This window comes from Streptomyces sp. JK94, from assembly GCF_053613315.1.
Map to the genome: position 1 here is coordinate 320,245 of NZ_JBSICH010000006.1, position 25,442 is coordinate 345,686.

Below are 25,442 nucleotides of genomic sequence, written 5' to 3' on the forward strand. Positions count from 1 at the left end.
TCACGTCCGCTGCGTCTGCCCTGCCGGCTGCTCGAACCACGTGCACCGCGTGCGTCACACCGGTCGCACGCCCACCCGTCGCGTGCGTGCCTCTGTCGTGCGCGTCCCTGTCGTGCGCGCCCCTCACGGGTGCACCCGCCTCGTCCGCCTCCCCCGCACGCGTCGCGTCCACCGCATCTGGCACCTCCGCCTCGTCCAGCCCCAGCAGCAACCGGATCACCGGCAGTACGGCGTCGGCGCGCCCGGTGTCGGGCTCGGCCGCGAAACCGGGTGGGCCGGAGCCGGCCGTGGTCGTGCTCCCCCGCCCCTCCGGTCCGCGCCGGACCAGTTCACCGAGGCTGCGGCGGACTCCCGGCTCGTACGCCGAGAAGGTGCGCCGCAGCAACGGCAGGACGTCCGTGAACGCCTCCGCCGGCACGCCGGTCAGCCAGGCGTCGACCAGCGCGAGCAGCCCCTCGTCGTGGAGGAGGAGCATGCCGCCGCCCGAGCCGCCGCCCGCGAAGCCCTCGATCCACGCCGCCGCGTCCGCCGGTGCCGTCCCCGGGGACAGCACCTGCCCCATGAGCCGCGCCGTCTCCTCCGGCGCGAGCGCGCCATCGTCCAGCAGGAGCCGTACGGCCCGCCCCCGGACGACACCGGGCACGGTGTTCCGCGCGGAGAGGGTCCGCAGCACGGCCTGCCAGCGGGACCGCAGGGCGCCATGGCCGGGCGCCGGGGCGTCGCCGAGCAGTCCCACCGCCCCGTGCACGGCGTCCACGTGCCGGCGCATCTCCTCCGCCGCGTCGGCGTCCAGCCCGGCGCAGGCGGGGGGCAGACCGACGAAGACCCGTTCGGCGAGACCCGCGGCGACCTCGGCCAGCGCGCCGGTGTCGGTACCGCGCACGTCGCCGTAGCGCAGTGAGCGGACGAGGGCCGGCAGCGCCTGGGCGAGGTGGCCGACGTCCATGTCGAGCGCCGCCCGGTCGGCGAGTATCCGCATCACCGGCGGCAGCGCGTCCGGCAGTTCGGCCAGCAGGCAGCGCTCGGCGAGCGCGGTGACCTCGGCGAGGCCCTGCGCGGTGACGGCGTCCGCCTCCGCCCTGGCGGTCGCGGCGGCGAGCACGGTCGTGCCCCACACCCCGGCCTCGGCGACCCGCACCGACAGCTCCGGCTCCCACCGCAGCCGCCATGCCTCCCGGAACGTGCCGGTGCTGCCCCGCGAGGCGGCCGGCTCGCCCCAGCCGACGCCGAGCAGCCGCAGCCGGTGCAGGAGTCTGCTGCGCCCCGCGTCGGTCTCCTTGCGCAGGTCGAGTTCCAGCTCCCGCTCCAGCGCCTCCGGCTTGAGCCTCAGCCTCCGCTGGATTTGGGCGAGGTCCCGCTGCAGGGGCACCGCGGGCGCCCCGGCGGGCACCTCCCCCAGCACGTCCCCCACGACCAGCCGGTCGTGCACCAGCGCCAGCGGGACGTCCGAGCCCTCGCACATCACCGCCCGCACGGCGTCCGTCGTCTCGCTCAGCCCGGGCAGCGGACGGCCGCGCATCGCCGCAAGGGCCTCGGCCAGCCGCACCGTCTCGATCACGTGCGCCGAAGAGACGACGCGGTCCTCCTCCCGCAGCAGCCCCGCCACTCCGGTCAGCCACCGCTCGACGGGCCGGTCCGGCGCGGCGAACAGATGCCCGTACCAGCCCGGCGACTCGATCCCCGCCCCGTACCCGCTGGCCCGGGACAGCCTGCGGTGGGTCCAGGGCACCCAGGTCATGTCCACCTTGGTCCTGGGCAGCCCCTTCAGCAGCGCGCGGTCGGCTGCGACGGTGACCCTGCGCCGGAGCGCGGGCACGTGCCAGGCTCCGCAGACCACGGCGACCCCCTGGGCGAACTCGCGCTGCGCCGCCCGTACCTGAAGCCGCATGGAGGCCTCCCGCACGAGATCCCGGTCGCGTCCGCCGCCCCCCTCCGCCTCCCGCAGCGCCCCCATCGCCTCCTCCAGTGCCGTGAACGGCGCGAACGCGTCCCGGTCCTCCGCGCCCCGGTGCTCGACGACGTCCTCCCACCAGCGCTCGGGATCGTCGTAGCCGGCGGCCCCGGCGAGGACGGCGAGCGGATCGGCCCGGACGGCGGTGAGGGTGGCGGCGGGTCCGGCCTTCTCGCCCGGGCCGGACTCCCCGTGATCCGGCCCGTCCGTCCCCTCCCCCGTGCCGTCCGGCTCCTGCCACGCCAGCGTGTGCGTGGCCGGGAGGTCGATGAAACGGGCGGGCACGTCGTGCTCCAGGGCCCAGCGGAGGGCCACCCACTCCGGGGAGAACTCGGCCAGCGGCCAGAAGGCCGAGCGGCCGGGCTCGTCCACGGTGTGGGCGAGCAGCGCGACCGGCGGCCGCATGTCCTCGTCGGCCGCCAGCGGGATCAGGGCGTCGGCCTCGGGCGGCCCCTCGATCAGTACGACACCCGGCCGGGCCTCCTCCAGCGCCGTCCGGACCGCCCGGGCCGAACCGGGCCCGTGATGGCGCACCCCGAGAAGCAGCGTTGCGCCACCGGCGGCACCGGCACCACCGGCCGTACCGCTCCCTGCCGCACCGCTCCCGGGCCCGCCCGGCCCGCCGCCCCCGGTCCTGTCGGTGCGCGTCATTCCGTCCCCCCTCGCCACCGGGTCCGGGCCGAGTCCTCGCCGGCCCCCGTCTCGCCGGACACCGGAGCACCCGTCCGGAGTCGCGTCCGTGTCCGTGTGCCGTTCACGCGGACACCTCCCGGCAAGCCCGGTAGAAGTCCTTCCAGCCGTCGCGCTCGCGGACGACCGTCTCCAGGTACTCCTGCCAGACGACTCGGTCGGCGGCCGGGTCGCGGACGACGGCACCGAGGAGGCCCGCGGCCACGTCGCCGGGCCGCAGCACCCCGTCACCGAAATGGGCGGCCAGGGCGAGGCCGTTGGTGACGACGGAGATCGCCTCGGCCGTGGACAGCGTGCCGCTGGGCGACTTCACCTTCGTACGGCCGTCGCCCGTCAGCCCGTCGCGCAGCTCCCGGAAGACGGTGACCACGCGGCGGATCTCGTCGATGCCGTCGGGCGCCGAGGGAAGGTCGAGGGAACGGCCGATCTGGTCGACGCGGCGTGCGACGATCTCGACCTCGGCCTCGGCGGTCTCCGGCAGCGGCAGCACCACGGTGTTGAAACGGCGGCGCAGGGCGCTGGAGAGTTCGTTGACCCCGCGGTCGCGGTCGTTGGCGGTCGCGACGAGGTTGAATCCGCGGACCGCCTGCACCTCCTGGCCCAGCTCCGGTATGGGCAGGGTCTTCTCCGACAGGATCGTGACGAGCGTGTCCTGTACGTCGGCCGGGATGCGGGTGAGTTCCTCCACGCGGGCGGTCATGCCCTCCGCCATGGCCCGCATCACCGGGCCGGGTACGAGGGCCTTGCGGCTCGGTCCGTGGGCGAGCAGCTGTGCGTAGTCCCAGCCGTAGCGAATGGCTTCCTCGGGCGTGCCGGCCGTGCCCTGCACCAGCAGGGTCGAGTCGCCGCTGACCGCTGCGGCGAGGTGTTCGGACACCCAGGTCTTCGCGGTCCCGGGCACGCCGAGCAGGAGCAGGGCCCGGTCGGTGGCGAGTGTGGTGACGGCGACCTCGACGATGCGGCGCGGGCCCACGTACTTCGGTGTGATCACCGTGCCGTCGGGGAGGGTGCCGCCGAGCAGGTAGGTGGCGACGGCCCACGGTGACAGCTGCCAGCGGGCCGGGCGCGGACGGTCGTCCTGCGCGGCCAGCGCGGCGAGTTCGGCCGCGAACGCGTGCTCGGCGTGCGGCCGCAACGCTTCCGCGGCGGACTCCGCCCCGGTCCGGCCCGGGTCGACGGACGTCGGTTCTGCGGACACAGGCATGGCTTGGTCCCCCTCCAGCTCGGCCGGTTCGATCTGGCATCCACGGTGCACCACGCCACTGACAATTGCTCTGACCTGCGACGACGCCCTCGTCCGGTCGATTGTCAGTGGGGGGATCTACCTTCGATGGCATGACTCAGCAGGGGGTGCGCCGGACCGCGGAGCAGGTGCTGGCACTGGCGCCTGACGCCGCATCACGCGAAGCGGGGAGCGAGCTAGGCGTGGCCGCGCCGTGGTCCGAGGTGGGGAGCAGCGGGGAAGGGATGGTGTGGGGGCTGTGCAAGGGCAGCGGCAGCGGCAGCGGCAGCGGCAGCGGCAGCGGCAGCGGCAGCGGCAGCGGCAGCGGCAGCGGCAGCGGCAGCGGACCGTACCGGACGGTCGTCGACGTCGCGGCTGCGTCCGGGCCGGCGTACGAGTGCGGTTGTCCGAGCCTCGAGTCCCCGTGCAAGCACGCGATCGGGCTGTTGCTGCTCTGGGCGGGCGGAGCCGACGCGGTGCCGGAGGGCGGGGCGCCGGACTGGGCGGAGCGGTGGATCGCCGGCCGGCGCGGGCGTACGGAGGGCACGAGGGCGGCGGGCTCGGCCGGTTCCGCGGTCGGACCGGGTGACGCGAAGGCCGCACGGCGGCGGGCGGAGCAGCGGGCCGAGCGGATCACCGCGGGGGCGACGGAGCTGGAGCAGCGGCTGACGGACCTGCTGCGCGGCGGCCTGGCCGGCGCCGAGCAGGCGGGTTACGGGCTGTGGGAGGAGACGGCGGCCCGCATGGTCGACGCCCAGGCGCCGGGGCTGGCCGCGCGTGTGCGGGAGTTGGGGGGCATACCGTCGTCCGGTCCCGGCTGGCCGGTGCGGATGCTGGAGGAGTGCGCTCTTCTCCACCTGCTCGACCAGGGCTGGCTGCGCCGGGAGCGGCTCCCGGACGGCCTGGCGGCCACGGTCCGTTCACGGGTCGGCCTGCCGGCCTCCGCGGACGGCCCGCCGGTGCGGGACCGCTGGCTGGTCCTCGCGCAGCACGACACCGTGGACACCCGGCTGACGACCCGTCGCATCTGGCTGTACGGCGCGGGGACGGAGCGCACCGCGCTGCTCCTCTCCTACGGCGCCGCGGGCCGGGCGCCGGAGATGGCGCTGCCGGTCGGGTCGACCCTGGAGGCCGAGGTGTCGGCGTACCCGGGCGGCGGGCGGCAGCGAGTCGCCCTGGGCGAGCAGTTCGCGCCGCCCACGTCCGCGGACATACGCCCGAAGGGCGTGACGGCTTCCCGGGCCGCCGCGCGCTACGGCGAGGTGCTGCGCGACGACCCGTGGCTCGAGTCGGTGCCGGTGACCCTGGAGCGGGTCGTCCCGGTACCGGACGGCGACCACTGGCAGCTCGCGGACGCCGACGAGGACACGGCGCTGCCGCTGTGGGCCCCGGCCGGGGGCCGTCCGGGTCTGTGGCGCCTGGTCGCCCTGTCGGGCGGTGCGCCCGTGCGGGTCTTCGGCGAGTTCGGCCACCGGGGCTTCACACCGCTGACGGCCTGGCCGGCCGGGCCGGGTGCGGCGGTCTCGCTGTGCTGACCCGTGCCGCCGCATGAAGACGGAACGCACCCGGAAGGGAACCGCATGAGCAGGACACCCACTCCCGCCGACGCCCTCGTACCGGCCCCCGCCCGCGCCTCCTCGGCCGCCCCTCGCACCACGGCAGCCGCCGAACCCGAGACCACCGCTTCCCCCTCCCCCACTCCGGGGCCGGCGGCCTCCCGCGCGTCCGGACTCTGGGCGGACCTGGTCACCTCCGCACTGCTCGGCACGGACCGACGGACCCCTCCGGGGTGTGCGCCCGGCTCGCACGCGCCGACGGCGTTGCTCGACGCGGCGGCGGCGGAGACCGTCCGCCGGCGCGCCGGACTGCGCCCGGCACGTGCGGGCCGGCGTCCGGAGCCGGCTCCCGAGGACTGCCGCCCACCCTTGCCGGCCGCGGCCGCCCGTCGGCTGATGACGCTGCTCGCAGACCGCCCCGGCCCGGCGGGCGGCCGTCGAGGCACCGCGCCCGACCTGATGGAGCTGCTCCCCCAGTGGCTGGCGACGGCCAACGCCCGTGGCTTCGCGGCACCACCCCAGACGCTGCCGGCCCTGCTGGACGCGGCGCGGGGACGTACGGACCTGCGTCCGGCGGCGCTGACGTTCGCGGGGCCCCGCGCCCTGTGGCTGGCCCGGCTGAACCCGGACTGGCGGTTCGCCCTGCGCGCGGCACCGGGCGGGGACACCGCACTGCCCGGCCCCGACGCCGCGGATCAGGTGCGGCGGCTCTGGGAGGAGGGCCTGTTCGCCGAGCGGGTCGCCCTCCTGACGTCCCTGCGCGCCCGCGACCCCGCCGGCGCCCGCGGGCTGCTGGCCTCCACCTGGGCCACGGAGCGGGCCGAGGACCGGCTGATGTTCCTCGACTCGCTGCGGTCGGGACTGGAGCCGGCGGACGAGCCGTTCCTCGAGCGGGCACTGGCCGACCGCAGCCGCAACGTTCGGGCGACGGCGGCGGAGCTGCTGTCGGCCCTGCCGGACTCGGCGCTGGCCGCACGGATGGCGGCACGGGCCGTGACGTGCGTGTTCCTCGACCGAGCCCGGGACCCGGCGGCGATCGGCGTCGAGGCGCCCCACGAGTGCGACCCGGGCATGGAGCGGGACGGCGTCGTGGCCACACCGCCCTCGGGCCGGGGAGAAAGGGCGTGGTGGCTGGGCCAGTTGGTGGAGGCGGCCCCGCTCGGCGCCTGGTCGTCCCGGTTCGGCGGCCGCACCCCCGAGGAGATCGTCGCCCTGCCGGTGACGGACGACTGGCGGAGCGACCTGCACGCGGCGTGGTGCCGGGCCGCGGTACGTCAGCGGAACGGGGTGTGGGCGAGGGCCCTGCTCGGAGCACCCACGGCACCCGAAGCCGGGGGCCCGGGCGCGGTGTCCCTGGCCGAGCGGGCCAAACTGCTCGGCACGCTGGGGGCCGGGGAACGGGCCGAGTGGGTCGCCGGATTCATCGCGACGCACGGACTCTCGGAAGCGTTCCAGCTGCTCGGCATGTGCGGGGTGCCGTGGGCGCCGTCGCTGGGACGTGCCGTGGTCGACGCGCTCAACATCGCTCGGGACGCCGGGAGTTACCCGTGGAGCTTCAGCGGCGTCATGGGGCTGGCCGAGCGCTGCCTCGACCCCTCGGAGGCGGGCCGCCTCGACGGACTGCTGGCGATACCGGACGAAGCGGAGGGCGCGTCGCCGGGAGCCGGGGGGTACTGGGCGGAGGCGTTCCAACGGCTCGTCACGACGTTGCGGTTGCGGGCGGCGATGGCCGAGGAACTGGGGGCGGCACCGGAGGCATGAGGCGCGCGCCGCCAACGCCGGTGGGGCGGGCAGACAGGCAGAGGAACGGACCACGCGGGCCGGCGTCCCCACCGAGGACCCCGCACGCACCGCCTGCCCGGTCCGCACCGCGCCCGCCCACTGCCCACCGCCCCACCTGCATCGGCGTCGGCATCAAGCACGCCCACCCGGAAAGCGGTCGGACAGCCTCCGCCACCTGCGGTCGGACAGGCTCCGACAACCGCAGGCGGACAGGCCCCGACGACCGCGGACAGACAGCCTCTGCCGACCGTCGCCGGACCCGCCTCACCGACCGTCGCCGCACCCGCCTCGTCGGCCGCGCGGGCGCCTACGCCTCCGCCGGCTCCCGCACGTTCGCCCGTACCCAGTCCACGATCGACGCCGTCGTCGCGCCGGGGGTGAAGATCTCCGCGACGCCCTTCTCCTTCAGCGGCGCGATGTCGGCCTCGGGGATGATCCCGCCGCCGAAGACCAGGATGTCCGCCGCGTCCCGCTCCCCGAGCAGCTCGATCACGGCGGCGAAGAGCGTGTTGTGCGCACCGGAGAGGATGGACAGTCCGATCGCGTCGGCGTCCTCCTGGATCGCGGTGTCCACGATCTGCTCGGGTGTCTGGTGGAGCCCGGTGTAGATGACCTCCATACCGGCGTCACGCAGGGCCCGCGCGATCACCTTGGCCCCGCGATCGTGGCCGTCGAGCCCCGGCTTGGCCACCACCACGCGGATCGGACCGGCTGCCACACCCATCACTGCCTCCATGAAGCGACTACATCCATCCGTACCGACAAGTACCGCACACTTCGCCGACGCCGTACACACGAGCGCGGGGGCCGGCACGCGCAAGGCGCACATCGCACCCAGGCGCACACGTCGCACGCCTCCACGGCACGGACGCCCCGCACCACATCGTCCGGGGAAGTGAACGAACGTTATCTCCAGCATCCCGCAACCGGCTGTTTCGCGGTGGATACAGAGGGGGAAATCACACGGTGGACACGTTCGCCGCGCACCACTCCGGGGCGCGGCGGCAACACGCGTACGGAGAGCCGCAGCGAGGGCCGGCCAGGAGCAGCAGCGGGCCTCGTCGCCGCATCACCGACACCAGAGGGCTCACAGGACCCACCGGCCTCACAGGGCCCTGACGTGGCGCAGCGGCACACCCGATCGGGCAAACCTCGTAAACATCACGAAACACTGGTGTCACGACTCTCCACAAGGGCACACGGGGGACAGAGGCGTCCCTGCGCGTGCCGACAGGAGGTCGGCCCATGAAGGTCACCACGGCAGCACTGCCCCTACTCCCGCTCTGCCAGCGTCTTCTGCCCAGCCTTCCCGCCCTTCCAGGGGTGACGGGGCTGCCGGGACTGTCGGGGCTGGCGGCCCTGCCGAACCGGCTGACCGGGCTCTCCCTGACCCTCCTCAAGGCGAGCGCCCTGGAGGCCGCGATCCTCGCCGGGCATCTGCTGCTCTATCCCTCGGGACTCATCCAGGAGCGCCGCCCCGTCTGCGCCCTGCCGGCGACGGACTCCCAGGACCCGGACCCCGTCCCACCCGCTCGGCGCCTCCCAACCCCCACCAGCTCTCCCGTGGTCCTGCTGCACGGCTTCATCGACAACCGGTCGGTCTTCCTGCTCCTGCGCCGCAGCCTGGCCCAGCACGGCAGGCACCAGATCGAGTCGCTGAACTACTCCCCTCTGACCTGCGACATCCGCACCGCGGCCGAGTTGCTCGGGCGGCACATCGAGGAGATCTGCGAGCGGACGGGCAGCGAACGGGTCGACATCGTCGGACACAGCCTCGGCGGGCTGATCGCGAGGTACTACGTGCAGCGGCTCGGCGGAGACCTCCGCGTCCGGACGCTCGTGACACTCGGCACGCCGCACGCCGGAACCCGGGTGGTCCCCCTGGCGAACGCGCACCCGATCGTGCGCCAGATGCGCCCCGGATCGACGGTGCTCGAGGAACTGACCCGGCCCGCGCCGGGCTGCCGTACGCGGTTCGTCAGCTTCTGGAGCGATCTGGACCGCGTGATGGACCCGTTGGAGACGGCGTGCCTCGACCACCCCGACCTGACCGTCCAGAACGTGCGGGTGAGCGGCATCGGCCACCTCGCCCTGCCCGTGCACCCCGCCGTGGCCACCGGAGTCCGGCAGGCGCTCGACACCGCCGTCCCGGAATCCGGCTCCGGAGCCGGCAGGCACTCCGACGGCCTGACGGTCGCCTGACGCCTCTCGGCGGGCATCCGGAGAGCTGAAGGTCCGGACATCGCCCGCCGCAACCCGTTCAGCTTCGAACAAACGTCGAACACAAAGCCAAACTGTTGCCCGCCGTCCCCCAAAACACGGGCGATTGCCCGTTTCCTTCGGACGTGAAACCTGGGGAAGATTGTCGTGCCCGTATACCGCCGGGTACAGTCGCCGCACTGCTCTGGCAGCCCCTGTTGTCGAGGCGAAAGAGAAGTTGGTGAACGACCGTCACCCGCCGGGGACCACGACCACCCCGGTATCGGCTTCCGAAGCCGCTCCGGCGCAGTACGCGTCGTACGGCACAGGGGAGGCCCAGTACGGCGACCTCACCACGTACGGCGGCTACGACACCACCGGTTTTCCCTCCGGTACCGCCACGACCTTCGACTCGGACCCTCTCTTCGGCAGCCTTCCGGGCCAGGACGCCGGTACCCACGGCGTCCTGGGCGCGCACGACACCACGGGTGCCTACGACGCCACGGCGTGGTCCACCGGCAGCGGACCGGCCCTGGACCACGACGCGTACGCGGCCCAGCAGACCGTCTACGACACCGGCACCTACGACACCGGAGCCCACGACACCGCCGGCGCCTATGACACGGCCGAGTGGACGGCCGACCCGACCCGGTTGGGGGCCGTACCGTCGCAGGCGTCGAGCACCGAGGCCACCGGCCAGTGGGACACCGGCGCCTGGTCCCGGCCGGACCAGTCCGGGAACCCGGCCGACCGGACGCAGCAGTGGGACTGGGGCACACAGACCTTCGAGACCGGTCAGTTCGCGACCGGCACGTTCGACGACGGCACCCTGGACTCCGGCGCCTACGACGCCACGCAGTGGAACGTGGACGGCGCCGCCCCGGACTCTCCGGAGAGCGGCACACCGGACGCCCCGCCCGCCGACGCATCCGGCTCGCACGACGAAGAGCCGGCCGCCACCGGCGAACTCCCCCTCGTGGCCTCCCTCCTGGAGGGCCAGGAAGAGGTCGCCCCCGCCGTCCTCGCCCCGGGTGCACGCACCGCCTCCCGCGGGGGGACCCGTTCCCGCCGACGCCAGCCCGTCAAGCGCTCGGCGATGATGACCATCGCCGTCCCGTCGGCCTGCGTGATGAGCGTCGCCGGTATCGCCGCCGCCTCCGTCGGTGGCCTGACCGGCGACGACGGCACGGAGACCACGGCCTCCGCGGCGGACGCGGGGGCCGCGCCGGTGAAGCCGTCCACCGCCAACAACAAGCTGGACACCCAGCTCACCAGCCTCGCCGCCGGAGCCGACGACTTCGCCGACCGGGCCAGCAGGACGCAGGAACGCATCGACCTCAAGGCCGAGCAGGCCCTGGAGAAGAGGCGGGCGGCGGAGGAGGCCGCGCGCAAGGAGCGGCTGCGCCCCAAGTTCGCGCTCCCGGTCGCGCAGCACGGACTGAGCGCGTACTACGGCCAGGCCGGCATCAACTGGATGTCCGTGCACAGCGGCATCGACTTCCCCGTCGCCTACGGCACGACGGTGGTGGCCGCGACCGACGGCACGGTCCGCACGCAGTACAACGCCGCGTACGGGAACATGATGATCCTCACCGCGAAGGACGGCACGGAGACCTGGTACTGCCACCTCTCCGGTTACCAGGTACCCTCCGGTTCGACGGTCAAAGCAGGCGAAGCGATCGCGTCCTCCGGCGACTCGGGCAACTCGACCGGACCGCATCTGCACTTCGAGGTGCGCCCCTCGGGCGGCTCGGCGATCGACCCGCTCTCGTGGCTGCGCAGCCACGGCCTCGATCCGCAGTGACGGAGTAACGTCTCAGCAGCCCGCATGAGCCCCGTCGGCCGACGGGGCTCATGCCGTTGCGCGCCCTCGACGGTCCGTCAGAGCTTCTCCACCGGCGCGTACCGCAGGAGCAGCCGCTTCGGCTTGGGCTCCCCGAAGTCGATCGTCGCCTCGGCGTTGCCCCCCGTGCCCTTGACCGCGACCACCGTGCCGAGCCCGAACTGGTCGTGCGTGACCCGGTCGCCCACGGCCAGCGAGACCGTCGGCTTCTCGGCGGTCCGTCGCGTGGCGAAGCCGGAGGCACCGGACGCCGACGAGCGGGACCGGGACGAGGACAGCGAGGCCGCCACCCCCGACACGGGCGCGGCGGACGCGGGCCCGTTCGCCCCGGTCCGCTTCCACTCCAGGTGAGGGGTCGGGATCTCCTCCAGGAAGCGCGAGGGCGGGTTGTACGACGGCTGCCCCCAGGCGCTGCGCAGTGTCGACCGGGTCAGGTACAGCCGCTCCCGGGCGCGCGTGATGCCGACGTACGCCAGGCGCCGCTCCTCCTCCAGCTCCTTGGCCTGGCCGAGGGCGCGCATGTGCGGGAAGACGCCGTCCTCCATGCCGGTGAGGAAGACCACCGGGAACTCCAGGCCCTTGGCGGTGTGCAGGGTCATCAGGGTGACGACGCCGCCGCCGTCCTCCTCGTCCGGGATCTGGTCGGAGTCCGCGACCAGCGCCACCTTCTCCAGGAAGTCGGCCAGGGTCCCGGTCTCCTCGCCCTCGGCCCGCTCCTGCTCGAACTCCAGGGCGACGGCGGCGAGTTCCTGGAGGTTCTCGATCCGGGTCTCGTCCTGCGGGTCGGTGGAGGCCTGCAACTCGGCGAGGTACCCGGTGCGTTCGAGGATCGCCTCCAGGACGGTCGCCGGTCCGGCGCCGGACTCGACGATCGTACGGAGGTCCTCCATGAGGGCGTTGAACCGCTTGACGGCGTTCGCGGAGCGCGCGGCCATGCCGTACGCCTCGTCGACGCGTTTGAGTGCCTGCGGGAAGCTGATCCTCTCCCGCTGGGAGAGGGCGTCGATCATGGCCTCGGCGCGGTCGCCGATGCCCCGCTTGGGGACGTTGAGGATCCGCCGCAGCGGCACCGAGTCCTCGGGGTTGGCCAGCACCCGCAGGTAGGCCAGGACGTCCCGGACCTCCTTGCGCTCGTAGAAGCGGACGCCGCCGACGACCTTGTAGGGCAGGCCGACGCGGATGAAGACCTCCTCGAAGACGCGGGACTGGGCGTTGGTGCGGTAGAAGACGGCGACGTCGCCGGCCTTCGCCTCGCCCGCGTCCGTGAGGCGGTCTATCTCGTCGGCGACGAACTGGGCCTCGTCGTGCTCGGTGTCGGCGACGTAGCCGGTGATCCGCGCACCCTCGCCCTGGTTGGTCCACAGGTTCTTGGGACGGCGGGACTCGTTGCGCTCGATGACCGCGTTGGCGGCGCTGAGGATGGTCTGGGTGGAGCGGTAGTTCTGCTCCAGGAGGATCGTCGTGGCGTCCGGGTAGTCCTCCTCGAACTGGAGGATGTTGCGGATGGTGGCGCCGCGGAAGGCGTAGATCGACTGGTCGGCGTCGCCCACCACGCACAGCTCGGCGGGCGGGACCTCGGCCTCGGGCGGTACGTCGACGGGGTGCTCGGTGGTGCCGACCAGCTCGCGGACCAGGGAGTACTGGGCGTGGTTGGTGTCCTGGTACTCGTCGACCAGGACGTGCCGGAAGCGGCGGCGGTAGTGCTCGGCGACGTCCGGGAAGGCGCGGAGCAGGTTGACCGTCGTCATGATCAGGTCGTCGAAGTCGAGGGCGTTGGCCTCGCGCAGCCGCGACTGGTAGAGCGCGTACGCCTGGGCGAGCGTCTTCTCGAAGCCGTCGTTCGCCTGGGCGGCGAAGTCCTCCTCGTCGATCAGCTCGTTCTTCAGGTTCGAGATCTTGGCGCTGAAGGACTTCGGCGGGAACTTCTTCGGGTCGAGATCGAGGTCCCGGCAGACCAGGGCCATCAGGCGCTTGGAGTCGGCGGCGTCGTAGATCGAGAACGACGACGTGAAACCGAGCCTCTTCGACTCCCGGCGCAGGATGCGGACGCAGGCGCTGTGGAAGGTCATCACCCACATCGCGTTCGCGCGCGGGCCGACGAGCTGCTCGACGCGCTCCTTCATCTCGCCGGCGGCCTTGTTGGTGAAGGTGATCGCGAGGATCTGGCCGGGGTGGACGCTCCGCTCGGCCAGCAGGTGGGCGATGCGGTGGGTGAGGACGCGGGTCTTGCCGGACCCGGCGCCGGCCACGATGAGCAGTGGGGTGCCGGAGTGGACGACGGCGGCGCGCTGGTTCTCGTTCAGTCCCTCCAGGAGCGCGGCCGGGTCCAGGGCGGGGCGCGGGGCGCCGTCCCGGTAGTGGGTGTCGCGGTCCGGAGGCGTGTCGAACTTCCCGGCGAACAGATCGTGCGGCACCGCTTCCGGTGCGTGATCGTCCTCGGGCGGGGGCGGGGGCTCCTCCTCGTGACCGCGGGGGGTCTGGAGGCTCGCCAGGAAGCTGTCGTCAAAGAGGCTGCTCATCGCTCTCCGAGTCTAGGGCGCCCCACCGACAACCCGGCGCCACCCCGGAAAACGGCCGGTATCCCGGCTTCGGGCACGCCCTGCTGCGGGTCCTCGCACCAAGAGTGACGCCCGCACCGGAGGTCACGAAAATGTATCGGGCATATCACCCACCAACCTTCACAGCGGCCTCACGAGTTGGCTACGGTGCGGGCAGGCCGCACGGCCCCCTCCGGCGAACGTCGCCGGGCCGCGCGGCCTCCGCCGAGTCCGGCGTGCCCGCACGGCGCCCGGAGCCGGGGACCCAACCGAGCACCTTGGGGTGAATCGGCCGAACGCCCCCGACGGGGCGGACCCGCCGTAGGGCAACCCTTCCGAACCACCGCCCGAACCCGACAGCTAACCCGGTAGGCGGACGGTTGGAAGGAGTCGCCTCCTTGGCGTCGCACCGCAAGTCGCGTCCCACGGGTACGCGCGTCGCAGGCATACGGACCCCGGCCCTCGCCACGGCGGCCATCACCTCGGTGGCCCTGCTGTCCCAGACGGCCACCGCCGCCCCGTCGGACGACGGCAGGCCGAGCCTCGAAGAGGTCGAGAAGAAGGTCGACGACCTGTACCGCCAGGCGGGGTCGGCGACCGAGAAGTACAACGCGGCCAAGGAGAAGACGTCCAAGCAGCGCAAGCGCGTGGACACCCTCCTCGACGACGTCGCGAAGCGCACCCAGCGGCTCAACGAGGCGCGCGAGGAGCTGGGGTCCTTCGCCGCCGCCCAGTACCGCACGGGCTCCGCGATCCCGGAGACCGCGACCTTCCTGCTCGCGGACTCGCCGCAGGACTACGTCGACCGCGACCACCTGCTGGGCAGGCTCACCGACCGCCAGAAGGACGCGGTCGACGACTACGTCACCCAGCAGTCCGAGACGATGCAGAAGCGCCGCGAGGCCACCGAGAGCCTCGCGACGCTCACCGAGTCGCAGAACGACCTGCAGACGGCCAAGGCCACCGTCCAGCGGAAGCTCTCCACCGCGCGCGAGCTGCTGTCGGAGCTGACCGCCGAGGAGAAGGCCCGGCTCGCCGCGATCGAGAGGAAGAAGCAGGAGGAGGCCGCCCGCAAGGCCGCGGAGCTCGCGAGAGAGCAGGCCGAGGAGCGGGAACGGCAGGAACGGGCCGCCCAGCGGGAAAGCGGCACCGCCTCCGGTTCGTCGGGCTCCTCCGCCTCCGGCTCCTCCGGCTCGTCGGGGTCCTCCGGCGGCACCGGTACGTCGGATGCCACCCCGCCTGACGCCTCGTACGGCACCAAGGCCGAGAAGGCACTCGCCTTCGCCCGCGCCCAGATCGGCAAGCCGTACGTGTGGGGCGCCGCGGGCCCCGGCTCCTACGACTGCTCGGGCCTCACCCAGGCCGCCTGGAAGGCCGCGGACGTGACGCTGCCGCGTACCACCTACGACCAGGTGAACGCCGGCACGACCGTCCCGGTCTCCCAGGCGCAACCCGGCGACCTGGTCTTCTTCTACGACAACCTCGGCCACGTCGGCCTCTACATCGGCAACGGCATGATGATCCACGCCCCGAAGCCGGGCGCGTACGTCCGTGAGGAGTCGATCTTCTACGACGGCGAGTCGTCGGTCCACAGCGTGGTGCGCCCGGCCTGAGCCGCACGGCTCTCTAGCATCGGGCGCATGTCATCGGGCACCACCCCCCACCCTCTGCGCGCCTGGTGGGCGCAGCGTCCGCCGGCGGCCGGGGCCGCGGTGATGGCGACCGGCATCCTGTCGATCGGCCTGCACCTGACGGGCCACCAGCTCCTGTCCCGCGTCACCCTGGTCCTGGCCTGCGCGGCCTGGCTGACCCTGGCGGCGAACTTCGGCCACCTGCTGCTGGTCGAGCGCACGCGGTGGGTGACGCGGGCGGGGACGCCGGGCGCGCTCACCGCCGTCGCCGCGACGACCGTGCTCGGCACCCGCCTCTCCCTGCTCGGTTGGCCCGTCCCGGCGGCGGCCCTGCTGGTGCTGGCGGTACTGCTGTGGCCGGTTCTGCTGCTGGTGGTCGTACGGCGCCGGGGGCGCCGGATGCCGGGGGCGGTGTTCCTGGGCTGCGTGGCCACGGAGGGGCTCGCCGTGCTCGGCGCCACGCTCGCCGCCGCCACCTCGGCGCCCTGGCTGGCGTACGCGTCCCTGGTGCCGTTCTGGCTGGGGATCGTGCTGTACCTGATCGCGCTGTTCCGCTTCGACCTGCGGCAGGTGGCCCGGGGGAACGGGGACCACTGGCTGGCGGGCGGCGCGCTCGCCATCTCCGCGCTCGCCGGTGCCCAGCTGCTCGCGGCGGCCGGGACCGGCATGTACATGTGGAACGAGGACGACAGCGCCGTCCTGCACGACCTGACCGTCTTCCTGCTGGCCCTGGACCTGGCCTGGTACGCCGTGCTCCTCGCCGCCGAGATCGCCTGGCCCCGGGTCCGCTACGACGTGCGCCGCTGGTCGACCGCCTTTCCCCTCGGCATGACGGCGGCGGCGACCCTGTCCGTCGCCGCCGCCGTCGACGTCCCGTGGCTGGACGCCCCCGGTCGGGTGCTGCTGTGGATCGCGGTGGCCGCGTGGCTGGCGGTCGGGGCCGGGGCGGTCGTCCAGGCCCGGGCGGGGCTGCGGCCGGCGGGCGCGGACGGCGGGGAACTCAGGTCCACAGCACCGCGATGAAGACGTTCACGACGGTCAGCAGGCCCACCAGGCCGAACAGCGGTTTCTCCACCTTCTGGTCGTCGCGCTTCACGTAGACCAGGCCGAGGATCACGATCAGCACGGCGAGCTTCACGCCGATCTTGATGTTGTCGACGGAGTGGTCCTGGGCCTGGTGGAGACCGACCAGGGCCACTCCGGTCACCAGCATCGTCAGCGCCCCGTGCAGCATCGCCGGGATGAAGCGGGCCGTGCCCCGGCCCATCGCCTTCATCTGGGTCAGGAAGCCTCCGAGGAGCGCCGCGATACCGATGATGTGGAGACCGACGAAGAGGTGGATGAGTACGTCCATGAGGCCGGAGCCTAGCTACGGGCCCGGACACCCGCCGACACCGGACCGGCGGATGCGGGACGGGGCGGGGCCGTCCTCGCCGCACAGGCGCGCCGCATAACACCTCAGGCGCCTCCCCCGCCCCTGGAACGGCGTATCGGTCATCACTCTGCGTGAAGCAGACGGCCATGCGGGGGTTCCGCGGTCACGTAAGGCCATCGACTGGTCCGGTACCGACAGTTCCGCGCAACTCGGCGCCGTCGCTGCGCGCGCCCGCCTACCGTCCTCCCCGAGTGACCGGAACCGGCCGGCACGAGCGGATGACGAGTGCGGAAGGACGTGGGCTCCAGTGGCAGCGCACCGCAGGCCACGGCAGCAGCGCCCGGCGGGCGGCGGGGCGGCCCGCACGGCCGCCACGATCGCCCTGGCGGGCGCGGCCACCGCGACGGGCCTGGGCGGCGGGACCGGGCACGCCGATCCGCAGCCGGCACCGGCGCAGGTCAAGGCCAGGGTGGACGAGCTGTACCGGCAGGCGGAGGTCGCCACCGAGAAGTACAACGGCGTGCAGGAGAGGGCCGACGCCGCCGAGCGGCGCCTGGAGGATCTGCGGGACGAGGTCGCCCGCAAGGAGGACCGGCTGAACTCGGCGCGTGAGGCGCTGGGTTCGGTAGCCGCGGCCCAGTACCGCAGCGGCGGCCTCGACCCGGGTCTGCAACTCGCGCTCTCCGCCGACCCCGACCGGTATCTCGACGGCGCCGCCTTCGTCGCACGGGCGGGCAGCCGGCAGTCGGCCACCGTGGCCCTGGTGCGCGAGGAGCTGCGGGACGTGGAGCAGTTGCGCGCCGCCGCACGCGTCGAGGTGACCTCGCTGACGTCGCGGAGGGCCGAGCTGAAGCGTCACCGCGCGACCGTCACCGGCAAGCTGGAGGCGGCCCGCCGCCTGCTGTCCGGGCTGACGGCCGCGGAACGCGCCCGCCTCGGCCACGGCGCGGACGAGCGCGTCTCCCGCTCCCCGGCAGACCCCCGGACCGGCCTCTCCGCGGCGGCCCGGGCGCCCGGTTCCCGTGCCGCCGCGGCCGTCGCCTACGCCCACCAGAAGCTCGGCAGCCCTTACGTCTGGGGCGCCACCGGCCCCGACGCCTTCGACTGCTCGGGTCTCGTCCAGGCCGCCTACCGCGCCGCCGGTGTCTCCCTGCCCCGCACGAGCTACGCCCAGATCGACGCGGGCCGCCGCGTCGCACGCTCCGAACTGCTCCCCGGCGACCTGGTCTTCTTCTACTCCGGCATCAGTCACGTCGGTATCTACGTCGGCAACGGCCGGATGATCCACGCCCCGAACCCCTCGGCGCCGGTCCGCCTCGCCCCCGTCGACCAGATGCCGTTCGCGGGGGCGACGCGGGTGGTGTGACGCGCCGGGCCGGTGGTCAGACCAGCCGTCGCGCCGTCGCCCACCGGGTCAGCTCGTGGCGGTTGGACAGCTGGAGCTTGCGGAGCACCGCCGACACGTGGGACTCGACCGTCTTCACCGAGATGTACAGCTGCTTGGCGATCTCCTTGTACGCGTAACCGCGGGCGATCAGGCGCAGCACCTCCCGCTCGCGCTGGGTGAGGCGGTCCATGTCCTCGTCCACCGGCGGGGCGTCGGTCGAGGCGAACGCGTCGAGGACGAACCCGGCCAGCCTCGGGGAGAAGACGGCGTCGCCCTCCTGGACGCGGAAGACGGAGTCGACCAGGTCCGTACCGGTGATCGTCTTGGTCACGTACCCCCTCGCGCCGCCCCGGATCACGCCGATCACGTCCTCCGCCGCGTCCGAGACGGACAGCGCGAGGAAGCGGACGGGCTGCTCGGCGTCGCTCATCAGCGGAGCGCAGCGGCGCAGCACTTCGACCCCGCCGCCGCCCGGCAGGTGCACGTCGAGGAGCACCACTTCCGGCCGCGTCGCGGTGATGACGGTGACGGCCTGGTCGACGTCGGCTGCCTCGCCGACGACCTCGACCCCCGTCTGCGCGGTCTGGCCGATCTCGGCCTGGACGCCGGTGCGGAACATGCGGTGGTCGTCGACGAGCACCACGCGCACGTGGCGCTCCCCCGTGCCGCCGTTCGCCGGCTGTGCGGACTCGTCCGCCCCGCCCGCTCCCGCCGTTCCGTTCCCCTCGGTCGGGTCGCTCATGACGTCTTCTCCGCCCTCTCCATCTCCAGCTCGACCTCCGTGCCGCCGTCCGGCACCGCGCGCAGCCGCGCCGTACCCCCGTTGCGCTCCATACGGCCGATGATCGATTCTCTGACGCCCATCCGGTCGGCGGGTATCGAGTCGAGGTCGAAGCCGGGGCCCCGGTCCCGGACGGACACGAAGACCGTCCTGCCCTCGACTTCGGCGAAGACCTGTACGGCGCCGCCCTCGCCACCGTACTTGGCGGCGTTCACCATCGCCTCGCGTGCGGCCTGCACCTGTGCGGAGATCCTCTCGTCGAGCGGGCAGTCGCCGACGACCACGACCTCGATGGGGACGCCGTGCTTGTCCTCCACCTCCGCGGCGTTGCGCCGGACGGCCTCGGCGAGGGTGGTGGGCTCATCGTCCTCGTCCTTGCCGTTGCCCTCCGGTTTGTAGAGCCAGGCGCGCAGGTCGCGCTCCTGGGCCCGGGCCAGCCGACGCACCTCGCCCGGGCTGTCCGCGTTGCGCTGGATCAGGGTCAGGGTGTGCAGCACCGAGTCGTGGACGTGGGCGGCGACCTCGGCGCGCTCCTGCGCCCGGATGCGCATCAACCGCTCCTCGGAGAGGTCCTGCGTCATCCGCACCAGGTAGGGGCCGGCGAGGAGCGTGATGCCGACGAGGACGGCGAGGGCCGCCTGGAGAACGGAGCCGAGGTGCGCGGCCGACCCCTGCAGGACGAAGATGCCCGTGACACCGGCCGTCACCAGCAGGACCCCGGCCACGGAGCGCAGCAGGGTCACGGTGCGCCGGTGACGGCCCACCTCGGCCCAGCGGGCCCGGCGCGCGTTGTCCGCCTGGCGCCACACCAGGGCGACGCCCGCGCCGACGAGTACGGTCGGCCAGAGGTAGGCCTTGGCTCCGCCGCCGAGGTCGACGTTGCCCACGAAGACCAGGGCCACGACGACCATGAGGAGCAGGGCGACGATCTGGCCCCGGTCCGGCTTGCGGGCGACCAGTCTTCGGCGCCCGTCCGGCGAGGTCCCGGCCGTGACGAGTGACGGCGGCCTCTGGGCGTCGACGCCGCCGATGCCCAGGGGCACGAAGAACCAGAAGGCCGCGTACAGCAGCGCGCCGAGGCCGTCGGCCATGAACAGGCCCACGAAGGCGAACCGCACCCAGATGACGGGCAGTCCGAGGTGCCCGGCGAGCCCCCGCGCCACGCCACCGAGCCAGCGTCCGTCGCCGCTGCGGTAGAGCTTGCGCGGCGGCCGCGGTTCGGCGAGTGGTGCTGCTGCGGCTTCCGGCATGCCACCGATGTTCACACGGCCGCGGGAGCACGGGCATCAGGGTCGGTCCCCGAGACTCCCCTGATCTTCGGTCCGGGGCTGTCTCGAACGCTCCCCCGGCACGGAGTCAGGGCCGATATCAGGGTCCGACCAGGGTCGAACCGGCTGCCGTCACGGCGTCGCGCCCGTCACCATGGACTCATGACAGATCACGAGCACGCCGCGACGGGTCCGGGACCCGGCCCCGGCCCGCGCCCCCCGCTGGGCGCCGGGCCGCAGGCCGCCGCGACCGCCGCGGATGCCGCGGATGCGGCCACCGACGCCGGTGCCGCGGGCGCACCCGGCGGCGCCGGCGGCTCCGGTGTCCCCGAGCCGCCGCACAGGTTCCGGCGCGACCGGCGGCACAAGACGTTCGCCGGGGTGTGCGCCGGTCTCGGGCGTCAGTGCGACTTGGACCCGGTGATCTTCCGCATCACGCTCGCGGTGCTCTCCGCCACCGGCGGCATCGGCCTCATCTTCTACGGCTTCGCCTGGCTCTTCGTCCCCTACGACGACGAGGACGAGAACGAGGTGCACAAGCTGCTGACCGGCCGGGTCGACGGCCAGGCACTGGCCGCCGTGCTGTTCGCCCTGGTCGGCTGCGGGGTCTTCCTGACCATGCTGAACAACGGCGGGGTGCTGACCTTCGCCGTCGTCCTCTCTCTGGTCCTCGCGGGCGCCGGGTACTGGTCGCGGCATCGCAAGGCGCCCGACCCCGACCCGCTCTCCGCCCAGGCCGTGGCCGACGCCCCACCGGAGGCCCAGGCGCCCCCGATCATGTTCACGTGGCCCTCCTGGTGGCGCGAACCCATAGTCAAGGACGGCACCCGTGTCGGTGGGACGGGGTACCTGTGGGGCCCGCCGGACTCCGAGGACCGGGACGTCGCGGCGGCCGTCAACATCGGCCGAGGAGTCCCGGTCGGGGGCCGCGGAGTCCCGGACTGCGGCCGCGCGACCGCGAGCGACCGGGGTGCGCGGTCCCCCCAGCCGCGCGTCTCTCATGGAATCGGCGGTTGGATCTTCCTCCTCGCCATGGCCGCGGGGTTCCTCGGCACCCGGCTGACCTGGGACGACCACCCGCTCGGCGCCAGTCTTCAGACGGGCCTGGCCTGCGCGCTCGCCGTCTTCGGTATCGGTATCGCGGTCAGCTCCTTCCTGGGGCGCACCGGCGCCGGTTCGATCTTCCTGGCGATCGTCACGGCCGTCCTGCTGGCCGGGGCGGCCACCGTCCCCGAGGACGTCGGCACCGACTGGACCCGGCCCAGCTGGGAGCCCACCACGACGGCCGGCGTCCGCGAGCAGTACGACATCGGTACCGGCAGCGGCACCCTCGACCTGTCCCGGCTGGATCTGGCCGAGGGGCAGACGGTCACCACCCGGGCCGACGTGGACCTGGGCCGAATACGGGTCGTCGTGCCCCAGGACGTGACCGTGCGGCTGAGCGTCGAGGTGGGCGTGGGCGACATCCAGCTGCCCGGCGACGACAAGAAGGACGTGGACGTGGCACCGGGCAAGCACAAGGAGGTCACCCTCCCTCCCGCCACGGGCGGCAAGGACACCGGCACGCTCGACCTGGACCTCCGGGTCGGCGTCGGACAGGCGGAGGTTTCCCGTGCTGCTTCATAGGTTCCAGCCCGGACGACTGGTCGCCGGTGTCTTCCTGGCCCTGGCCGGCGTCGTCTACGCCGGCGATGCGGGCGGCCTCTGGGAGACCCCGTGGTTCGCGATGATCCCCCTCGTCGTGGGCGGCCTCTGCATCGCCGGAGCGGTCGGGGTCATGGCCCGGTCCCTGCACCGGCGCCGCGGAGCGCTCCACGCTGACGCCGACGAGCCCCGGGCGGACTTCCCGGCCGACGGAGCTCGCGGCTCGGGGGGCGGTCCCCGTGGCGGGTGACTCCTGCCCCGTAAACGGCCGCCCGTGACTCGCGCCCCGAGGTTCACCGCGCGTGCCCCGGGACTCCGGCCCCCGTGGATCGCCACTGGCGGCCGTGCCGCTGTGCCGGTGTTCCTGGCTTAGTAGGCCCTGCTGCGGCGCCGGTTCCTGATCAGGGCGTCCAGTGACCAGAGGGGTGCGCCGGCCAGCACGAGAGGCACCCAGCAGAACATGTACGGGAGGTCGTTGCCGTAGTAGTACGGGGCGGAGGCCCAGCTGACGGTCAGCCACAGGCTGAGCGAGATCAGCGCGCCGCCGAGCGCCGCCAGACGGGTCAGCAGGCCGAGCAGGGCGCCGATGCCGACGGCCAGTTCCCCCAGGGCGATGGCGTAGCCGAAACCGACGGGGCTCTCCAGGGCCAGGTCGACCAGGGAGGGGATGGCCGAGGAGTCGCGGACGGCACGCATCATGTCGCCGACGGAGCCGGCCCCCGCGTCCTGCATGAAGGCGCTGTCGGTGAGCTTGTCGAGGCCCGCGTAGATGAAGGTGATGCCGAGAAAGATCCTCAGGGGCAGCAGGGCATACCGGGTGGCGTGGTCGCGCCAGTCCCCGCCACCACCCGGATGTGCGCCGTACGCGTCCGTCCGCCTGCCGTGAGTCATCCCTGCCAGCCGCCTCTCGCCCGCGCGCCGAGCCCCGTCACAGTCCATACGTACGACGCGGGAGCCCAGCTCAATCCTTGTGCGGCCGGATTCTTCCTGTCGGTTTCGACAGGCTGCCGCGTCGGTGCCCGCCCCGTCCCGCCTCGTCCCGACAAGTCGCCGCTCGGCCGGGCATCCGGGCATCCGGGCATCCGGGCATCCGGGCATCCGAGACGATCGAGCAGCCGGTGCGGCGGGGCACCCGGTACGGCCGGTGCGGCGGGGCACCCGGTACGGCCGGTGCGGCGGGGCACCCGGTGCGACGGGTGCGGCCGGTGCGTTCAGTCCGTCACGTCGATCGCGTACCGGTTGGTCTCCACGCCCGCGCTGGTGACCACCTGGACGTCGACCCGGCCCGGCTCCACGTCCGCGGGGACCGGGACGGTCAGCAGGTCGTCCGTGGGGTTGCTGAAGCCGCCGGTGACGGGGACGAGGGGAACGTGGACGTTGACCGCGCCGATGCGGACCACCATGCGGGACAGCCGGTCCGCGCGCTGGGCGCCCGGTGGCACGAAGCCGGCGCCGCGGATCTCGATGTCGTCGCCGGTGCGGATGGGCGCATCCAGGTCACCGGCCTCCCGTGCCCGCACCACGGAGAGGATCACGGGGCGACCGCCCTCCGCGTACTTGCCGGCCACGTAGGTCGCCGCCGACACCAGCACCACGACCGCGAGCCCCCACGGCAGATCGGGCAGGTGTTCCGGGCGCCGGGCCAGCCGTACGGCCGCGAAGACGAGGGCGACGGCACTGATCACCACGTACTGGATGTCGGCGAAGGCCCCGCGCCCCGCATCGTCCGTCAGCAGGTCGGCCGCGCGCGGCCGGTCCGCCCGCACCTTCTGCAGCCGCTGCCCCAGCACCCGCAGCCCGACCACCCGGCGGACCAGGACCGCGATCCCGCACACCACCGCGAGCACCGTCACCGCGCCGGCGCCGCGGGCGAGTTCCAGCCCGGAGAGCAGCGTGTCCCGCCGATCACCGTCCGAGGCCGCGGCCAGCTGTCCGGCCAGGACGAGCACCGCGTAGGCGACGAACAGCACCCAGGCGGCGGCCACGGCCCGGGACGTGGACAGGCGGTTGTCCTCCCCGATGACCGGGGCCAGCGCCCCGCCCCGCGCCCGGTGGAACCACGACGCCGCCGTCAGCGCGCCCGCCAGGACCAGCGCCGCCGCGAGCCCGGCGGTGCGCGCCGCCGTCCAGCCGGCACCGATCGCGGTGAGCGCCTGGACGAGGAGGAGCAGCACGACCGCAGCCCACACGAAGGCCGCCGTGCGGCGCCCGAGGCCCGCGAGCCACGCCTCGCCCTCGGCACGCCCTCGTTCGGCGACGACCTCCGCGGACTGGGTCAACTCCTCCGAGACCCACTGCCGGGAGGCGGACGCCGAGTGGGCCACGGCGGCCGGCAGCCCTCGCCCGGCCGCGAACTCGTCCCGCCGCAGCAGGAACGCGGCGACCGCCCGGCGATGCCCCTCACGGGCTCCGTGCGGGCAGTCCCCGCAGGTGCAGCCGCCGCCGTGCGCCGCCTCGTACCCGCCCTTGACCGGGCCGCTCCCGTGTCTCGCCTCCTGCACCGCCACGCCCGACGCCCGCCTTCCCGAGAACTCTGCGAAAACCCCAGCACCCACGTCCGCGGCGACACCGCCGCTCGCCCGCGACGGCCCCCGCAAGTCCCGTGGGACGACAGCGAATTGTGCCGCACGCGGCCCCCCGTGCGCCCGGCACCCCCGGCCCGCCCGGCTCGGCGCGAGTGACATGCGGACCGCCGTGTTGACCCGGCTGCGGGAATCCCGTCACGGCCGGGATCAGCTCCGTGTCCGCTCCCGCCGCCGCGTCCACCGAGTCGCCGGCCGTCAGCAGCCCGTGGTCGCGCGGCACGAGTGCCTTGCCGGAGCCGAGCACCTCGGCGATGCGCCGCCCCTCCTCGCGTCGACGGCGACACCGGTTTCGCGGTGGGCACCGGCGGGGGCGGAGTGGCCCCGGCCGTCCCGTGCATGTGTCCTCTGCCCTTCAGTCGTCCTTCGGTCGTCCTTCGGTGCTGGGCGCGGCACTGGCATCGCCTACGGGCCGGGAGTCACCGGCGGTGAGACCGGGAGGACAGATGCGGGCGCGATACTCGACACAGGATGTCGGGATTCGAGTCCACACTCGCCGTATGACAACGAGCACCACCGCGAACTGGGCGGACTTCGCCACGGCCGAACCCGCACTGGCGGCCACCGTCGAGGCACGCTTCGGCGCGTACACCCACCACACCCTCGCCACCCTGCGCAAGGACGGCTCGCCGCGCACCACCGGTCTGGAGGTGCGCTTCCTCGGCGGTGAGCTGTGGCTCGGCATGATGCCGGGCTCGGTCAAGGCGCTCGACCTGCGCCGCGACCCGCGGTTCGCGTTGCAGGCGAACCCGGGGGACGGCACCGGCATGGGCGGCGGGGACGTACGCGTCGGCGGACGCGCCGTCGAGGTGGAGGACGCCGGGACGAGGGCCCGTTACGTGGAAGAGGTGGAACCGCCGGAGCCGTTCCACCTCTTCCGTACCGAGCTGACGGAGGTCGTGCGCACCTGCGTCGAGGACGACGCGTTCCTGGTCGTCCAGGTCTGGCACCCCGGGCAGCCCCTGCGCACGGTCAGGCGCGCATAGGGCGGGGG

The 25,442-nt window shown here is 73.6% G+C and carries 18 protein-coding genes, 2 pseudogenes and 1 riboswitch; of the genes and pseudogenes, 10 read left to right on the plus strand and 10 right to left on the minus strand.

Going from position 1 to position 25,442, the window contains the following annotated elements; all coding sequences use genetic code 11:
* Positions 1–154 precede the first annotated feature (154 nt).
* Both ACVV2G_RS06320 and ACVV2G_RS06325 read right to left on the minus strand, forming a co-directional pair.
* Positions 155–2,602 (minus strand): annotated as a pseudogene (locus ACVV2G_RS06320) (DUF5682 family protein); the annotation flags it as partial.
* Between the two features lie 103 nt (positions 2,603–2,705).
* On the minus strand, positions 2,706–3,845 hold the full coding sequence (locus tag ACVV2G_RS06325) for an ATP-binding protein (protein ID WP_453841588.1): 1,140 nt from the start codon (positions 3,843–3,845) through the stop codon (positions 2,706–2,708).
* Between the two features lie 131 nt (positions 3,846–3,976).
* Here ACVV2G_RS06325 and ACVV2G_RS06330 point away from each other — a divergent pair, with 131 nt between their 5' ends.
* Positions 3,977–5,398 carry an SWIM zinc finger family protein gene (locus tag ACVV2G_RS06330; RefSeq protein ID WP_453841589.1) on the plus strand — a complete coding sequence of 474 codons (1,422 nt, stop codon included), beginning with the start codon at positions 3,977–3,979 and terminating at the stop codon, positions 5,396–5,398.
* A gap of 45 nt (positions 5,399–5,443) precedes the next feature.
* Positions 5,444–7,180 (plus strand): DUF5691 domain-containing protein, encoded by a 1,737-nt coding sequence (locus tag ACVV2G_RS06335; protein ID WP_453841590.1) that lies wholly within the window; start codon positions 5,444–5,446, stop codon positions 7,178–7,180.
* Between the two features lie 328 nt (positions 7,181–7,508).
* On the opposite strand, the gene icmB is transcribed toward ACVV2G_RS06335, so the two are convergent.
* The gene (gene icmB, locus ACVV2G_RS06340) at positions 7,509–7,925 is read right to left on the minus strand and encodes a coenzyme B12-dependent isobutyryl CoA mutase small subunit (RefSeq protein ID WP_453841591.1); all 417 of its coding nucleotides are present in this window, start codon (positions 7,923–7,925) and stop codon (positions 7,509–7,511) included.
* Between the two features lie 521 nt (positions 7,926–8,446).
* Here icmB and ACVV2G_RS06345 point away from each other — a divergent pair.
* Positions 8,447–9,403 (plus strand): esterase/lipase family protein, encoded by a 957-nt coding sequence (locus ACVV2G_RS06345; protein ID WP_453841592.1) that lies wholly within the window; start codon positions 8,447–8,449, stop codon positions 9,401–9,403.
* 238 nt (positions 9,404–9,641) lie between these two features.
* Positions 9,642–11,204 (plus strand): M23 family metallopeptidase, encoded by a 1,563-nt coding sequence (locus ACVV2G_RS06350; protein WP_453841593.1) that lies wholly within the window; start codon positions 9,642–9,644, stop codon positions 11,202–11,204.
* Positions 11,205–11,281: 77 nt separating this feature from the next.
* On the opposite strand, the gene pcrA is transcribed toward ACVV2G_RS06350, so the two are convergent.
* Positions 11,282–13,762, minus strand: coding sequence for a DNA helicase PcrA (pcrA, locus tag ACVV2G_RS06355; protein WP_453841594.1), 2,481 nt, complete (start codon positions 13,760–13,762; stop codon positions 11,282–11,284).
* Between the two features lie 231 nt (positions 13,763–13,993).
* Positions 13,994–14,171: riboswitch (cyclic di-AMP (ydaO/yuaA leader) on the plus strand.
* A gap of 7 nt (positions 14,172–14,178) precedes the next feature.
* On the opposite strand from pcrA, the gene ACVV2G_RS06360 reads away from it, so the two are divergent.
* Both ACVV2G_RS06360 and ACVV2G_RS06365 read left to right on the plus strand, forming a co-directional pair.
* On the plus strand, positions 14,179–15,393 hold the full coding sequence (locus ACVV2G_RS06360; protein WP_453841595.1) for a C40 family peptidase: 1,215 nt from the start codon (positions 14,179–14,181) through the stop codon (positions 15,391–15,393).
* 27 nt (positions 15,394–15,420) lie between these two features.
* Positions 15,421–16,434 carry a tellurite resistance/C4-dicarboxylate transporter family protein gene (locus ACVV2G_RS06365; protein WP_453841596.1) on the plus strand — a complete coding sequence of 338 codons (1,014 nt, stop codon included), beginning with the start codon at positions 15,421–15,423 and terminating at the stop codon, positions 16,432–16,434.
* Here the strand turns inward: ACVV2G_RS06365 and ACVV2G_RS06370 are convergent.
* Positions 16,412–16,765 carry a hypothetical protein gene (locus ACVV2G_RS06370; RefSeq protein WP_453841597.1) on the minus strand — a complete coding sequence of 118 codons (354 nt, stop codon included), beginning with the start codon at positions 16,763–16,765 and terminating at the stop codon, positions 16,412–16,414. The genes ACVV2G_RS06365 and ACVV2G_RS06370 overlap by 23 nt on opposite strands.
* 328 nt (positions 16,766–17,093) lie before the next feature.
* Here ACVV2G_RS06370 and ACVV2G_RS06375 point away from each other — a divergent pair, with 328 nt between their 5' ends.
* Positions 17,094–18,152 (plus strand): C40 family peptidase, encoded by a 1,059-nt coding sequence (locus tag ACVV2G_RS06375; RefSeq protein WP_453841598.1) that lies wholly within the window; start codon positions 17,094–17,096, stop codon positions 18,150–18,152.
* A gap of 16 nt (positions 18,153–18,168) precedes the next feature.
* On the opposite strand, the gene ACVV2G_RS06380 is transcribed toward ACVV2G_RS06375, so the two are convergent.
* Together ACVV2G_RS06380 and ACVV2G_RS06385 are read right to left on the minus strand one after the other, a co-directional pair.
* Positions 18,169–18,915 (minus strand): LuxR C-terminal-related transcriptional regulator, encoded by a 747-nt coding sequence (locus ACVV2G_RS06380; RefSeq protein ID WP_453841599.1) that lies wholly within the window; start codon positions 18,913–18,915, stop codon positions 18,169–18,171.
* Positions 18,912–20,204: an ATP-binding protein gene (locus tag ACVV2G_RS06385; protein WP_453841600.1), complete on the minus strand. Its 1,293-nt coding sequence runs from the start codon at positions 20,202–20,204 to the stop codon at positions 18,912–18,914. Before ACVV2G_RS06385 ends, ACVV2G_RS06380 begins: the two co-directional genes overlap by 4 nt.
* A gap of 180 nt (positions 20,205–20,384) precedes the next feature.
* Here ACVV2G_RS06385 and ACVV2G_RS06390 point away from each other — a divergent pair, with 180 nt between their 5' ends.
* Together ACVV2G_RS06390 and ACVV2G_RS06395 are read left to right on the plus strand one after the other, a co-directional pair.
* The gene (locus tag ACVV2G_RS06390; RefSeq protein WP_453841601.1) at positions 20,385–21,848 is read left to right on the plus strand and encodes a PspC domain-containing protein; all 1,464 of its coding nucleotides are present in this window, start codon (positions 20,385–20,387) and stop codon (positions 21,846–21,848) included.
* Positions 21,835–22,116, plus strand: coding sequence for a hypothetical protein (locus ACVV2G_RS06395; protein WP_453841602.1), 282 nt, complete (start codon positions 21,835–21,837; stop codon positions 22,114–22,116). Before ACVV2G_RS06390 ends, ACVV2G_RS06395 begins: the two co-directional genes overlap by 14 nt.
* Positions 22,117–22,235: 119 nt before the next feature.
* Here ACVV2G_RS06395 and ACVV2G_RS06400 read toward each other — a convergent pair whose 3' ends face one another.
* The 3 genes and pseudogenes from ACVV2G_RS06400 to ACVV2G_RS06410 all read right to left on the minus strand — a co-directional run.
* Positions 22,236–22,757, minus strand: coding sequence for a DoxX family protein (locus ACVV2G_RS06400; RefSeq protein ID WP_453841603.1), 522 nt, complete (start codon positions 22,755–22,757; stop codon positions 22,236–22,238).
* Between the two features lie 320 nt (positions 22,758–23,077).
* Positions 23,078–24,373: a hypothetical protein gene (locus tag ACVV2G_RS06405; protein WP_453841604.1), complete on the minus strand. Its 1,296-nt coding sequence runs from the start codon at positions 24,371–24,373 to the stop codon at positions 23,078–23,080.
* Positions 24,374–24,617: 244 nt separating this feature from the next.
* A pseudogene (locus tag ACVV2G_RS06410) lies at positions 24,618–24,739 on the minus strand (class II aldolase/adducin family protein); the annotation flags it as partial.
* A 209-nt stretch (positions 24,740–24,948) separates the two neighbouring features.
* Between ACVV2G_RS06410 and ACVV2G_RS06415 the strand changes: the two are divergent.
* The gene (locus ACVV2G_RS06415) at positions 24,949–25,434 is read left to right on the plus strand and encodes a pyridoxamine 5'-phosphate oxidase family protein (protein WP_453841605.1); all 486 of its coding nucleotides are present in this window, start codon (positions 24,949–24,951) and stop codon (positions 25,432–25,434) included.
* Positions 25,435–25,442: the final 8 nt, after the last annotated feature.

Bases quoted from the DNA above. Each gene is read 5' to 3' on its own strand.
- ACVV2G_RS06380 (WP_453841599.1), bottom strand. From the start codon at position 18,915: ATGAGCGACCCGACCGAGGGGAACGGAACGGCGGGAGCGGGCGGGGCG.
- ACVV2G_RS06370 (WP_453841597.1), bottom strand. From the start codon at position 16,765: ATGGACGTACTCATCCACCTCTTCGTCGGTCTCCACATCATCGGTATC.
- ACVV2G_RS06345 (WP_453841592.1), top strand. From the start codon at position 8,447: ATGAAGGTCACCACGGCAGCACTGCCCCTACTCCCGCTCTGCCAGCGT.
- ACVV2G_RS06385 (WP_453841600.1), bottom strand. From the start codon at position 20,204: ATGCCGGAAGCCGCAGCAGCACCACTCGCCGAACCGCGGCCGCCGCGC.
- ACVV2G_RS06325 (WP_453841588.1), bottom strand. From the start codon at position 3,845: ATGCCTGTGTCCGCAGAACCGACGTCCGTCGACCCGGGCCGGACCGGG.
- ACVV2G_RS06390 (WP_453841601.1), top strand. From the start codon at position 20,385: ATGACAGATCACGAGCACGCCGCGACGGGTCCGGGACCCGGCCCCGGC.
- ACVV2G_RS06415 (WP_453841605.1), top strand. From the start codon at position 24,949: ATGACAACGAGCACCACCGCGAACTGGGCGGACTTCGCCACGGCCGAA.
- ACVV2G_RS06400 (WP_453841603.1), bottom strand. From the start codon at position 22,757: ATGACTCACGGCAGGCGGACGGACGCGTACGGCGCACATCCGGGTGGT.
- ACVV2G_RS06335 (WP_453841590.1), top strand. From the start codon at position 5,444: ATGAGCAGGACACCCACTCCCGCCGACGCCCTCGTACCGGCCCCCGCC.
- ACVV2G_RS06330 (WP_453841589.1), top strand. From the start codon at position 3,977: ATGACTCAGCAGGGGGTGCGCCGGACCGCGGAGCAGGTGCTGGCACTG.
- ACVV2G_RS06365 (WP_453841596.1), top strand. From the start codon at position 15,421: ATGTCATCGGGCACCACCCCCCACCCTCTGCGCGCCTGGTGGGCGCAG.
- icmB (WP_453841591.1), bottom strand. From the start codon at position 7,925: ATGGGTGTGGCAGCCGGTCCGATCCGCGTGGTGGTGGCCAAGCCGGGG.
- pcrA (WP_453841594.1), bottom strand. From the start codon at position 13,762: ATGAGCAGCCTCTTTGACGACAGCTTCCTGGCGAGCCTCCAGACCCCC.